This is a genomic window from Cohnella faecalis (assembly GCF_003570905.1).
Classification (GTDB): Bacteria; Bacillota; Bacilli; order Paenibacillales; family Paenibacillaceae; genus Cohnella; species Cohnella faecalis.
The window spans coordinates 35,008-47,423 of the sequence record NZ_QXJM01000052.1 but is presented as its reverse complement, the minus strand read 5'-3'; the positions used below and the strand labels follow the sequence as shown (position 1 = coordinate 47,423).

11 protein-coding genes and 1 pseudogene are annotated in these 12,416 nt (G+C 52.9%); 8 read left to right on the top strand and 4 right to left on the bottom strand.

Features of this window, described 5'->3' with window-relative positions; translation table 11 throughout:
- Positions 1-33 precede the first annotated feature (33 nt).
- From D3H35_RS27835 to D3H35_RS27805, 8 genes are all read left to right on the top strand, one after another.
- Entirely contained in the window at positions 34-897 is an 864-nt protein-coding gene (locus D3H35_RS27835) for a diguanylate cyclase domain-containing protein (protein ID WP_119152368.1), read from the top strand.
- Between the two features lie 22 nt (positions 898-919).
- Positions 920-1,795 carry a cellulose biosynthesis cyclic di-GMP-binding regulatory protein BcsB gene (locus tag D3H35_RS27830; protein ID WP_119152367.1) on the top strand — a complete coding sequence of 292 codons (876 nt, stop codon included), beginning with the start codon at positions 920-922 and terminating at the stop codon, positions 1,793-1,795.
- Positions 1,792-2,955, top strand: coding sequence for a cellulose biosynthesis cyclic di-GMP-binding regulatory protein BcsB (locus D3H35_RS27825; RefSeq protein WP_158594315.1), 1,164 nt, complete (start codon positions 1,792-1,794; stop codon positions 2,953-2,955). Before D3H35_RS27830 ends, D3H35_RS27825 begins: the two co-directional genes overlap by 4 nt.
- Before the next feature lie 179 nt (positions 2,956-3,134).
- On the top strand, positions 3,135-3,383 hold the full coding sequence (locus D3H35_RS27820) for a hypothetical protein (RefSeq protein WP_119152365.1): 249 nt from the start codon (positions 3,135-3,137) through the stop codon (positions 3,381-3,383).
- Entirely contained in the window at positions 3,380-4,906 is a 1,527-nt protein-coding gene (locus tag D3H35_RS34360; protein ID WP_325050177.1) for a GspE/PulE/PilB domain-containing protein, read from the top strand. Before D3H35_RS27820 ends, D3H35_RS34360 begins: the two co-directional genes overlap by 4 nt.
- Positions 4,825-5,805, top strand: a complete 981-nt coding sequence (locus D3H35_RS34355; protein ID WP_325050176.1) for a glycosyltransferase family 2 protein — start codon at positions 4,825-4,827, stop codon at positions 5,803-5,805. Before D3H35_RS34360 ends, D3H35_RS34355 begins: the two co-directional genes overlap by 82 nt.
- On the top strand, positions 5,723-6,958 hold the full coding sequence (locus D3H35_RS27810) for a glycosyltransferase (protein ID WP_119152364.1): 1,236 nt from the start codon (positions 5,723-5,725) through the stop codon (positions 6,956-6,958). The genes D3H35_RS34355 and D3H35_RS27810 overlap by 83 nt, the downstream gene beginning before the upstream one ends.
- Before the next feature lie 29 nt (positions 6,959-6,987).
- Positions 6,988-8,550: a hypothetical protein gene (locus D3H35_RS27805; RefSeq protein WP_119152363.1), complete on the top strand. Its 1,563-nt coding sequence runs from the start codon at positions 6,988-6,990 to the stop codon at positions 8,548-8,550.
- 174 nt (positions 8,551-8,724) lie between these two features.
- Here D3H35_RS27805 and D3H35_RS27800 read toward each other — a convergent pair whose 3' ends face one another.
- The 4 genes and pseudogenes from D3H35_RS27800 to D3H35_RS27785 form a co-directional block, all read right to left on the bottom strand.
- Positions 8,725-8,907, bottom strand: coding sequence for a hypothetical protein (locus D3H35_RS27800; protein WP_119152362.1), 183 nt, complete (start codon positions 8,905-8,907; stop codon positions 8,725-8,727).
- An 88-nt stretch (positions 8,908-8,995) separates the two neighbouring features.
- Positions 8,996-9,439, bottom strand: a complete 444-nt coding sequence (gene dtd / locus D3H35_RS27795) for a D-aminoacyl-tRNA deacylase (protein WP_119152361.1) — start codon at positions 9,437-9,439, stop codon at positions 8,996-8,998.
- Positions 9,440-9,457: 18 nt separating this feature from the next.
- Positions 9,458-11,658 (bottom strand): annotated as a pseudogene (locus D3H35_RS27790) (RelA/SpoT family protein).
- Positions 11,659-11,885: 227 nt separating this feature from the next.
- The gene (locus D3H35_RS27785; protein WP_119152360.1) at positions 11,886-12,398 is read right to left on the bottom strand and encodes an adenine phosphoribosyltransferase; all 513 of its coding nucleotides are present in this window, start codon (positions 12,396-12,398) and stop codon (positions 11,886-11,888) included.
- Positions 12,399-12,416: the final 18 nt, after the last annotated feature.

The window sequence follows — 12,416 nt, the reverse complement described above, 5'->3', positions numbered from 1 at the left end:
TAAGAGCAACAGTTACGATAGGAGTGAACCCTTTTGTCTGCCCCGGAACGATTTTACGCGAACTTATTCGTCCAATTGGCCGCTCTAACGCTCCTTGCCCTGTATGTCTATATGACGATTCCGGACGAACCGAATAACGGCTACTGGCTTGCCGCTTCCGGCCTGCTCTTCTTGTATGGCCTGCTCCGCCCGACCGTCGAAACGATTCTGGTTTCACTCGGGTTCGTCTTGATTTACGGTGGGCTTGCTACATATAGCCTTTGGTTCGCCGCCTCGCCTGTCGATGCCGACTGGAACGATCTGATCTGGCTCGTCTCGTTCCCTGCCGTCTCCTTGCTTGGAGGAATGAACAAAGAGCGATTTACGTCGCAAGAGGACTCGGCATTCGCTTTTCTCGATCCTCTGGACGCGCCGGGTATCCAGCAAGATGAGGCTTTAGGGATCGAGGAACGCTTCGGCTTCTTAAGCGGCCCTGCCTTCTTGTATAAGCTGGAAGAAGAAGTAATCAAGGCGCTCAGAGACCGCCAGAAGTTTCACTTGGTACTGATCGAAGTCGAAAGGCTGCAGGAATTCAAACGTATTTTCGGCGGAGTCCAAGCCGCAATTCTGCTAAACCAACTGGCCGAATGGCTTCAGAAATATTCTCTAAGCGCGAAAGCAAAAGTAGGAGAGTCGATGCTGGCTTGCATCGTTCCGGAAGAGGATCGCTCGGTCGTAGACGAGATGCAGCAGCAATTGGCGGGCTTGTTTCTGGATATGCGGATGAATCGCCCGCGCAGAGAAGCGAACGTAAAGCTGCAGCTGAGGTTTGGAGTCTCGGAGTGCCCGGAGGACGGCATTGAAGCCCGATCGCTGATGGAAAGCGCCCAGTCCGTGCTTAGATGGAAAGAAACATAAGAATGAAGGAAGGACCGCTTGCATGAAAAGAACGGCATCTAATTGGATCCTAATGGTTGCGATGATCGTCGTCATCCTGTCCTCGCAATCGGCGGCATATGCGGAAACAGGCGCTCAGAGCTCGTCTGCTAACGAATCGCGCAGCATCTTTTCCGAAGAACGGGTTTTTCGAGGAGAAAACGCGCGGCAAGATTCTTATTTTGAAATCGGCAAAGGCCTTGAGGCTCGACAAGGCTCTTCGATCAATATTTATTACTCCCATTCCGAGACGCTGCTGCCCGAGTATTCGAACTTAACCGTCCTTCTGGACGACGTTCCTCTAGGGAGCGTTACTTTGAGCAAAGAGAACGAGAAGGAAACGCTATGGAGCATCGATCTTTCGAACCTCTCTTTGAAGCCCGGGTTCCATAAGCTGTCGTTCTGGGGAAAAATGAAAGTTTCCAACGTTATTTGCGAGGATCCGGAGAACAGCGCCGCGTGGCTCGTCATCCACAAGAAAAGCGCCGTCGCTCTTCATTTGGAGCAAAGCTATGAAAAAGCGGATCTTACCCAATACCCTAGCCCTTTCATCGAACGGGGATCTCCGGACCCGCTTCGGGCAATCATCGTTCTTCCGGACAAATTCAATCAGGATGAATTCAAAGCGGCAGCGCGGATCTCTCGATTTTTCGCGCTCCAAACGCCTAACCATCGTCTGAACGTCCCCGTCTACGTGGAATCGGACGTAACCGATGCTTTGGCTCGAAGCCATTCCATCGTCTGGATAGGAAAAGCCGACCGATGGCTGGCCAAAGGGAAATCCGTGACGGAAGCGTTCGCCCAGTCGAAGGATGCGGACCAGCTGGCAAAAGGATTGTCGGCGAAACGCCTTCACCCTGGAATGCCAAAAATACGATGATGCTCGTAAGCGGAACAGGCAAACAGCTTGCGAACGCCGCAACTATTTTAACGACAGACACGCTGTACGCGCAGCTGCGAGGGAGTTATTCGGTCATCCCGGAAGTTCTGACCGGAAACGTCGCTTCGTCTGATTCCAACGCGGCTTCGGACAATTCCAAGGCGTTGACTTTGGAGCAGCTCGGTTATGGGAATCTCGTAACCGCTGAAGTGCTGCAAGGAGCTTCGTCCATTAATTATCCGATTCCGAACAACTGGGATTTAACGAACGGAGCGCTCCTCCACCTATCCTACAAGCACTCCAAATCGATCTCATACGACAAATCGGTTATGACGGTCAAGCTGAACGGAGTTCCCGTCCAAAGTGTTAAGCTCGGCAAGGCTACAAGCGACGGAGGCACCTTGGACGTCCCGCTCGATCCAACGGTGATCGGAACGAATAGAACGCTGTCGGTGGAAATCGGCTTCCAATTTGTGAACGGCTCGGACAATACCGCCAGTGCAGCAGCCTCCTCGTTCTGCTCGGATACGCTGCTGGGCAATTGGGCCGTCGTCGACAAGTCTTCCTATCTTACTTTTACGCCGTCCGACAGGCTGACTTACAATTTGGATTCGCTCCCTTATCCATTCGTTGCAGGCGACGAATGGAATTCTACGACGATTCTAATGAACAATCGCGGCTCGGAGGAGCTAAGCTCCGCAATCTCCTTGATCAATAGGATGGATACGGTCATAACCGATCGATCGGACTTTCAATTGGCCGACATCGCGTCCGGCCAGCTTCAGGACAAGCTGAAGGACCGCAACGTGATTTTTGTCGGCTCTTCCAAGGAACTGCCCGATTTCTTGAATGGCTACGACAACAGCTACGTCATCTTTTCCCCGGATGCCGTTCAATCCATCTCCGACAAGGCCGAAATATTAGCGGAGCTAACGAAAAAATCGACGATCCTGCAGTTGACGTCTTCCCCGCTTAATCCGGACAGAAGCGTGCTTTTGCTCGTCGCTCCGGATCGGAATCGTCTTCTGTCGATGGGAAAAATATGGACGGACGTCGAAAAAAGCAACCAAATAAGAGGCCGATTGGTCGTCATTGACGAACGCGAGCAAGTGTATTCCTTCAACGATACGATCGACGCCAGGAAGCCTAGTGCCCGGTAATCGTCGACCCTCCCGCAGTCAATCGTCCGCTGCCCTACAGCCGCTATGTTTTTGCCGGAGTGTTCGTGGCAGTAGTCGTCTCTTTAGCCGCCCTGTTCGTCGTACTTCGCAAACGCAAAGGCAAGCTAGATTAATGACCGGCTAACCCGCCAATGCCGTTCAGAGGGAGGGTACATCCAATGAGAAAACCGCGGTCAAGCCGAAAAAAAAGCCGTTCATCCGCCTGGTTCAAGCCCGAAGCCGCCAACCGTCAAATCGATGCGATACGAGCTCGCATTCATCTCGTGGAGTCCGTCATGAAACAGGAGCAGACCGCTTTCCTTGAGCTGCAAGAGCAAAAGCGAATTTTCGGCGATCGACTGTCCCTGCAGCTGGAGGAAGCTCTCTCCGAGGAACGTCGGCTTCTGGAAAGCTGGGGTGCAAGGTGAGCCTGCTGAAGGACGGAATTCGAAGCTTATGGCCGCGATCCGCTCGGGAAAGCGTTCGATGGGAACAGTGGGTGCTCGAGGAGAGGAAAAACGAGCTGCGACGGCAGCGAGCCATGCACGCGGCGCTGCTTCTTCGTCAAGAATGGGAAACGGAAGAGCTCAAGCGCCGGTTGTTGGCCGCGCAGACACGAATCTATTATCTCAAGCAAGGAGAAGGCCGCGATTGGCTGCCGCTTCGACCGGACAATTCCGCAGCGGCGGCAGCGGAATTGCCCCCATCCGAAACGGTCACTCAACGAGAAGCGCCTCTTCCGCCCAAAGAAGCTCCGGTTAATGCGAAGCCTCGCGCCAAAATGGGTGAGCTGCTCATTCGGGACCGAATCATCTCTGTCGAGCAATTGGAAGAGGCGATGGCTAAGCAAGAGGAGACGGGAGGACGTCTCGGAGACATTCTAATCGATCTCGGGTACGTATCGGCCGAGCAACTGCTGCCTTACATCAGCAACCAGCCCAACAAGGGCAGATTGGGCGACGTACTCCTTCAATTAGGTTATCTGACCAAGGATCAATTGGAAAAAGCATTGTCCTTCCAACGCAAAAGCGGCGGGATGCTCGGAGACGTGCTGCTGTCGCTTCAGTTTCTTGAGCCCGAGCAGCTTTACCGCGCTATCGCTAACCAGAACAACATCGGACGCATCGGCAACGAAATCAGCTTCGATCCGGATATGAAGCTGCCGGAGCCGATTGCCCGAGAATACGGCGCTGTCATTATCCATCAATACGAGAACCGTTTGCTTGTAGCCGTCAATGAACCGCTGTCCGACGAAATCATATCCGTGCTGGAGCATAGGCTCGAAATGCCGATCGAACAAGTTCTCGCAACCAAGAACGAGATGGAGCTGTTCTGGTCGGAGGTATACGGCGACGAGATGCTCGAAGAGAGCACTTCCAAGCTCGCGATCGAGCAGCCGCACAACTCGGCCAGCACCACTTTTACGAAGCCGCAGATTTTGTCGCTCGCATTAACCGTCGCTCTATTCGTCGGCGGTTTGTTCTGGAACTTTTTTGCGACGATCGTCTTGGTCAACGTACTTGTTCAAATCTTTTATTTCTTCATGACCTTGTTCAAATTCATGATCATCATGTACGGATCGCGCAGCGGCGCGCAGTACCGCTTCACCGACGAACAAATCAAAAGCATAGACGAGCGCGATTTGCCGCCCTATACGATACTCGTCCCTATGTATAAAGAAAGCGGAGTTATCCCTCAGCTTATTCGGAACCTGGAAAAACTCGATTACCCGAAAGCGAAGCTGGACGTTCGGCTATTGATCGAAACGGACGACATCGAGGCTCAGGAGCTTATCCAGAAAATGAAGCTTCCTTCTTATTACACCGTGCTTGTCGTCCCTGACAGCTTGCCGAAAACGAAACCAAAGGCATGCAACTTCGGTTTGATCCGCGCGCGGGGAAATATACCGTCATCTATGATGCGGAAGACCGGCCGGACCCTGATCAGCTAAAAAAAGTGCATTTGACGTTCGAAAGCTGCTCGGAGAGCACCGCTTGCGTGCAGGCGAAGCTGAATTATTTCAACAGCGAGCAAAATTTGCTGACCCGCTGGTTTACCCAGGAATACAGCATGTGGTTCGAACTGCTGCTTCCCGGCATTATGAGGCTGGATATCCCCATCCCTCTCGGAGGCACGTCCAATCACTTCAAGACATCCGTGTTGAAAGAGCTGAACGCCTGGGATCCTTACAACGTAACGGAAGATGCCGATTTGGGCATTCGCTTGTACAAAGCGGGACACAAAACGGCCATCGTCGATTCCCGGACTTGGGAAGAGGCGAACAGCCGCTTCGGCAACTGGATCCGCCAACGCTCGCGATGGATCAAAGGCTATATGCAAACATGGCTTGTCCATATGCGCAATCCGATTCAGCTGTGGAAAGACATCGGCGCCAAAGGCTTTTTCGGATTCCAGGTCATGGTGCTGGCTACCCCTGTCATTCCTTTGCTGAATCCGGTCTACTGGCTCATGGTTTTGCTCTGGTTCGGCTGGAAATTCGACTTTATTCCGCAGCTGTTTCCCGGCATCATCTATTATCTGGCTGCACTCGAACTGTTCGTCGCCAATTTCTTTTTCGTATACAGCAATATCGCCGGCGTCTATTGGGTCATTAACGATATGGAGAAAAAATCGCAGCCGTACATCTCCCACAGGCTCGTCAAATATGCCCTGCTAACGCCCTTTTATTGGATCATGATGAGCATCTCCGCTTACAAAGCGGCTTGGCAATTGATTACGAAGCCCTTCTACTGGGAAAAAACGACGCATGGACTCGATCAATCGGACGAACCGCACGGATCGACGGCGATGCCGTACGAAAAGACGAAAAGCGAGCAGGCCAACCTGTAGTCGCGACCGGCATTCCATACTTCTTAAGCAAGGACTGGTCATTATGGAAATTAGCATAATCGTTCCCTGCCGCAATGAGGGAGCTAACGTGGAAATATTGACGAATCGGATTTTGCGCGCCGTTCCTGGCGACGTCACCTATGAGATCGTATTCGTGGACGACAGCTCCGACGATACTCCCGAAAGATTGGATCGGATGAGTCGGCAATTTTCGTTCGTTCGATATTTGCATCGCGAGAACGGAGGAGGCTTAAGCTCCGCCATCTTGGAAGGCTGTCGGATGGCCAAGGGCGATTGGTTTATCGTCATGGACGCCGACCTGCAGCATCCTCCGGAAAGCTTGCCCGCCCTCATCGAGGAGATCCGATCGGAACGGTCCGAAGTCATCGTTCCTTCCAGATTCATTCCGGGAGGCAGCGACGGCGGCCTTAACGCATGGAGACGACTCGTCTCGTGGACGGCTCGGATGATGGCCCGTTTGCTTATACGCAAAGTATGGAAGGTTACCGATCCGACCAGCGGCTATTTCGCCGTGCGCCGCGACGTCGCCTTCAGTCGGCCCCTTCAGCCGATCGGTTGGAAAATATTGCTGGAGCTGTTGGTACGCTCCGATTATTCGAACGTCAGGGAAATTCCGTACTCCTTCCACTCAAGAGACCTCGGCAGCTCCAAGCTCAACTTGAAGGAGCAATGGAACTATATTCGTCATCTGGGCAGGCTGCTAAGAAGCAGCGAATCGGATATGCGGTTTTGGATATTTTGTGCCGTAGGGCTCAGCGGGGTAGCGGTTAATACGCTAGTCTATGTGCTGCTTGTTCACCTCGGCGTTCCCATCGGATTTTCTTTTGCCGGAGCAACGATCGTCGCCACCTTCAACAACTTCACCTGGAACAACCTGTTAACGTGGAAGGATAGCAAGAGCGACAAGCTTTGGTATCGTATTTTCAAGTTTTCGTTGGTAAGCCTAAGCGGACTATGCTTGTCGAGCTTCATTGTGACCTGCTTTCATTCCTGGTTCGGCGTCCATTACTTGGTAGCCGGCTTAATAGGCATACTTGTCTCGACCGGCTCCAACTTCGCGTTGAATAACGTTTGGACGTTCAAGAAACTGCCGGCGATTCTGTCTCCGATTTCCAAAGACCCGCCCCTCTAACGGATGAAACGAAAAAGCTGGTGATTGAAATGACCAAAAAAACATATACGGTCGTGTTCGCATTCATATTCATCTTGGAAGTTATCTTCGGATATTATGTTGCCGTGCATCTTCCCTATATTAATGGAGACGCAATCAGCAGGGTTGCGAACGCCTTCTACGTGCTCTACAGCCGCGATCCGCATCTCGCCGCTGTCGGATTTATTTGGAACCCTCTGCCGAGCTTTTTGGCAATGCCCGTTTTGCTGTTCCAACCGTGGCTGCCGACTTTATCTTCCGCCGGGCTTTCAAGCGTCATTATAACTTCCGCGTTCGCCGGATTGACGGCGGTTGTCCTCTTGCAAGCCTTCTATAAAAATCTGGGCTCCGCGACGTTTTTCGGGATCGCCTGCACGCTGCTCTTCGTTTTGAATCCCTTCCAGTTCTGGTACGGGGCCAACGGCATGAGCGAAGCGTTATTCGGTTTTTTTCTCCTTGTCTCCGTCATTCACTGGACGCAATGGATTCGCGATAACAGCGTCCATTCGCTTACGATGGTATCCCTCATGCTCAGCTTGGCCTTCCTTACCCGTTACGAAGCTATACCGTTCAGCGCTGCAATCGTTTTTGCGACCTTCTGGTACATGCTCGCCAAAAAATCAGTATTCGCAAAAATCGAAAGCACTCTGCTTATGTTATTGCTGCCTGTCCTCTTTACGGTAACCGTTTGGCTAGTGCTTAATTACACGATTATGGGAGATGCTCTTTACTTTTTGCATTCTTCATATTCCAATGCGGGACAATCGGAATTTCTGGCCGACAACCCCGTTATGTCGGTCCTAATCGGAAATCCTGAGGCCAGCTTCAAATTCGTATGCAAAAGAATTGCCGTATTTGCGATTCCTTATGCCGTCCTCCTCCTGTTTCGTTTGCTTTCGCGGACGGCGCTTCGCTGGGATTTTCTCGTATTCACCGTTTTAACGTTTTCCATCCCTCTTTTTCAATGGTATATGCTGTACGGCGGCCTGTCCTTCGGCTGGCTCCGGTTTTTCTATTATCCGCTGCTCATAACGATCGCCTGGCTTCCCTACGAATTATCTTCGAACGCCCAGCCGAGCATGGCCCGGGCTCTGAAGCCAAGCATGCTCGCGGCACTAGCCGTTTCCGCCGTTCTGGTCGTTCCCGTCATGAACAACGCCTCTCTGTCGCCCGAGGAATATTCGGTTATCCATTATCGCGACAGCGCAACTTATCAAAAGACGCTGCTGAACCGGAAAATATCGCAAAAGCTCGATCGTGAAATTTTCGACAGCGATCCGAACGCCTTGGTTATTGCAGATTCCTTCAACGCTTTCGAGATTATCCTGAACAGCCGGAATCCCCGCCGTTTCGTGAATACGACAGACCGCGATTTCAAAGCCGTGCTGGATCAACCGTTGAAATTCCATGTCGAATATTTATTGGTTCCGAAGCCGGAAGGGCTCTCCGCTCTTAACGCCGTTCACGTCAAATACCCTTTGCTGTACGAGGGTAACGCCGATTGGGCAAAGCTTGTGTTCGATATTGACGACCGTTGGAAGCTCTATCGCATCGTTGGCGAGCCGCATCCGTAAAATGAACAGAAAATAACCTGCCGGGAATCCGGCAGGTTCAATTTCACTCTATTGAAAAAAGGGGGTCTTCTTTATCCTAGTCCAATTAGGTTAAGGATTGATGTTAAAGAGATTACAGTTAGATTACAATAAAGTAAGCGCTGCAATTTGTCACCTAAGCTTGGGACAGAAGCTTTACCCTCTGCCGCCCGGCGAGTTGCGCTTGCCGCTTCTAGAGCCTGCGGGAGAACCCGAGGACCACTCGTCCGCGAACTCCGTCCGGCTCCCCTCATGAAAAGCCATCGCTTCCCGGCGCTCCGGAAACAGCCCTTCCCTCATCATCCATTCCAATTTGGCTTCCTTGCGCGATTGCCGCATGCCGCTCATCCTTTCCACATGGAAAAAGTGATCTCGACATGTAGTGTTGCCGCAAGTCGGCATCTTCAATCTTGGCGTCGCCTAGAGGCTAAGACTTGCTGTCCACGATCAGCGTTACGGGACCGTCATTGACGAGCGACACGTCCATCATAGTGCCGAAGCGTCCGGTCTCCACTTGCAGGCCGCGCTCCCTCAGCATGGCATTGAACCGCTCATACAGAGCCTCCGCTTGTTCGGGACGAGCCGCCGCCATGAAATTTGGACGCTTTCCTTTGCGAACGTCGCCATACAGCGTGAATTGAGATACGGACAGAATCGCTCCCTTCGAGTCAACGACCGACAAATTCATTTTGCCGTCCTCGTCCTCGAAAATCCGCAAACCCGCAAGCTTATCCGCCATCCACGCCAAATCGGCATCCCCGTCCTCGTGACCGATACCGACGAGCAGCAAGAGACCGTAGCCGATCTCTCCGACGACGTTCTCCTCTACGGTAACCCGCGCCTGCGAGACGCGTTGAACAACGACTTTCATATGCTGAAGGGCCTCCGTCTATTGCATCATCCGCTGAACGGAAAAAATGTCCTTAACCCGCTTGATTTTCTCCACGACCGAATGCAAATGGTCTTTGTTGCGGATAAGAATGGTCATATGGATGATCGCCATCTTGTTTTTGTCGGACCGTCCGGAGACGGCCGAAATGTTCGTTTTGCTCTCCGATACCGTCGCCAGCACTTCGTTCAGAAGCCCGTTCCGGTTATGGCCGAGAATTTCAATTTCCACGCTGTAATTCGCTTCCACCGCGTTTTCCCAATCGACCTCGATGACGCGCGCAGCTTCCTCGCCGTCCGATGCGGTCGGTATGTTCGCGCAATCCGTCCGGTGAACCGACACGCCGCGCCCGCGAGTAATATATCCGATAATGTCGTCGCCCGGCACCGGATTGCAGCAGCGAGCGAACCTGACTAACAGATTGTCCACGCCTTTGACGCTGACGCCGTGAGTCGGGCGCTTGCGCTCGGCAGCCGCTTGAGCGGCGGCGGACTGCTTCATTTCTTTGACGGCGCTCGTAAGCTGGATTTGCTGAGCTTCCTCGGCCTCCTTGCGGAGCTTCTCCGTCAGCTTCGTGCACACTTGCGCCGCCGTAATGCCGCCGAAGCCGATCGCCGACATCATATCTTCAAGATCGTTGAACGTGAATTTTTTGGCCGCTTCCAGAAGCTTGTCGTCCGACATCCACTCGTGAGGCTCCAGACCGATCCGCTTCAGCTCTCTTTCCAGAAGGTCGCGGCCTTTCTCGACGTTCTCCTCGCGCTTTTCCTTTTTGAACCATTGCTTGATTTTGGCGCGGGCATGCGAGGACTGGGCAACCTTAAGCCAGTCCTGACTCGGACCGTAAGAATGCTTGGACGTCAATATTTCGACGATGTCGCCCGTCTTAAGCTTGTGGTCGAGCGGCACGATCCGACCGTTCACCTTCGCGCCGATCGTCCGGTTGCCGACCTCGGTATGAATGCGATAAGCAAAATCGAGCGGAACCGCTCCCGAAGGCAATTCGAACACTTCGCCTTTTGGCGTGAACACGAAGACGAGGTCGGTGAAAAAATCCATTTTGACCGATTCCATGAACTCGGCCGCATCGCGGGTTTCGTGCTGAAGCTCGATAATTTCGCGGAACCAGTTCATTTTGTCGCCGAACGTACCCGGAGTGACTCCCCCGAATTGCCGTCTTTGTAGGACCAGTGAGCCGCGATCCCGTACTCGCTCGTCCGGTGCATATCCCAGGTGCGGATTTGCACCTCCGTCGGTTCGCCCGTAGGTCCTACGATCGTCGTATGGAGCGACTGGTACATATTCGCCTTCGGCATAGCGATATAATCCTTGAAGCGGCCGGGCATCGGCTTCCAAAGCGTATGAATAATGCCGAGCGTCGCGTAGCAATCCTTCACGTTCTCGACCAATATGCGAATCGCCAGAAGATCGTAAATTTCGTTGAACTGCTTGTTCTTCGTCGTCATCTTTTTGAAAATGCTGTAAATATGCTTAGGGCGCCCGCTAATATCGCCTTGAATGCCCATCTCTTCGAGCTTCTCGCGAATTTTGCCGATCAGCTCGGAAATATACTGCTCGCGTTCGGCCCGCTTCTTCTTCATTAGGTGGGCGACGCGATAATATTGCTGCGGATTGAGAAAGCGGAGAGCGATGTCCTCCATCTCCCACTTGATCGCGCTCATCCCGAGGCGGTGGGCGATCGGGCAATAGATTTCGAGCGTCTCGTGCGCGATTCGCCGCTGGCTCTCCTCGGATTGGAACTTAAGCGTCCGCATATTGTGCAGGCGGTCCGCCAGCTTGATCAGAATAACGCGAATGTCGTTGGCCATCGCCACGAACATTTTGCGATAGTTCTCGTTCTGCTGTTCTTCCTTGGAGCGGAATTGAATTCTTTCCAGCTTGGTCAATCCGTCCACGAGTCCGGCCAGCGTATCGCCGAATCTATCGCGAAGATCATCGAGCGTTACTTTCGTATCCTCGACGACGTCGTGCAGCAGCGCCGCTTCTACGGTGATGACATCCATCTGCATGTTCACCAAAATATCGGCAACGGCTACCGGATGCAAAATATAAGGTTCGCCGGACTTCCTCGTCTGCCCCCTATGCGCTTCCTCCGCATATTCATAGGCGATCCGAACGCGGTTCAAATCCGGCTCTTTCATATAGGTGGAAGCCTTCTCGAGCAACTGCTCCATGCCCATGCCTGTTTCCTTTCCGTCGGCGCCTCCCGCCGTGAACTTCCCATGAGGTATTCCTTTCATTATGCCTCTTTGCGACGTGAAACGTCAACCGCATACGGGACTTCCGCCTCTGAAATCAAGAGAAAGAATTGCCCAATTGTCATTCCGTGTCGACAACTATTCCGTTAGAAAACAAAAGACTCCTGCGGACGGCTATGAAGCGTCTCTCGCAGGAGTCTGGGGGCGTATTAATAGGTAACCAGCGAGGAAACCTCGATCCCTTGGATTTTGTCGCGGCCGTCCAAATACCCGAGCTCAATGAGGAATGCGGCGCCGACGATTTCCCCGCCGAGCTGACGGATCAGGTTCACCGTCGTGGCGATCGTGCCGCCGGTAGCGAGCAGATCGTCCGCGATCAACACTTTCTGACCGGGCTTGATCGAATCCGTGTGGATGGCCAGCTTGTCTTTGCCATACTCCAGATCGTAAGACGCTTCGATCGTCTCGCTCGGCAGCTTGCCGCTTTTGCGAATCGGAACAAAGCCGACTCCAAGCGCTATCGCAAGAGGGGCGCCGACGACGAAGCCGCGCGCTTCCGGACCCGCCACGAGATCGATTTCGAGTCCCGCCACTTTTTCTTTAAGAGCTTCGATGGCCGCCCGGTAAGCGGGCCCGTCCTTCAACAGCGTCGTAATATCCTTAAAACGAATTCCTGGCTGCGGATAATCGGGAATAACCCGGATATACTCTTTAAAATCCACTGGAATCGAGCTCCTTTT

What these genes read in the sequence shown, in the direction of transcription:
- dtd (WP_119152361.1), bottom strand. Translation starts at nt 9,439, where the DNA reads ATGAAAGTCGTTGTTCAACGCGTCTCGCAGGCGCGGGTTACCGTAGAG.
- D3H35_RS27800 (WP_119152362.1), bottom strand. Translation starts at nt 8,907, where the DNA reads ATGCGGCAATCGCGCAAGGAAGCCAAATTGGAATGGATGATGAGGGAA.
- D3H35_RS27830 (WP_119152367.1), top strand. Translation starts at nt 920, where the DNA reads ATGAAAAGAACGGCATCTAATTGGATCCTAATGGTTGCGATGATCGTC.
- D3H35_RS34355 (WP_325050176.1), top strand. Translation starts at nt 4,825, where the DNA reads ATGCAACTTCGGTTTGATCCGCGCGCGGGGAAATATACCGTCATCTAT.
- D3H35_RS27820 (WP_119152365.1), top strand. Translation starts at nt 3,135, where the DNA reads ATGAGAAAACCGCGGTCAAGCCGAAAAAAAAGCCGTTCATCCGCCTGG.
- D3H35_RS27805 (WP_119152363.1), top strand. Translation starts at nt 6,988, where the DNA reads ATGACCAAAAAAACATATACGGTCGTGTTCGCATTCATATTCATCTTG.
- D3H35_RS27810 (WP_119152364.1), top strand. Translation starts at nt 5,723, where the DNA reads ATGGACTCGATCAATCGGACGAACCGCACGGATCGACGGCGATGCCGT.
- D3H35_RS27825 (WP_158594315.1), top strand. Translation starts at nt 1,792, where the DNA reads ATGATGCTCGTAAGCGGAACAGGCAAACAGCTTGCGAACGCCGCAACT.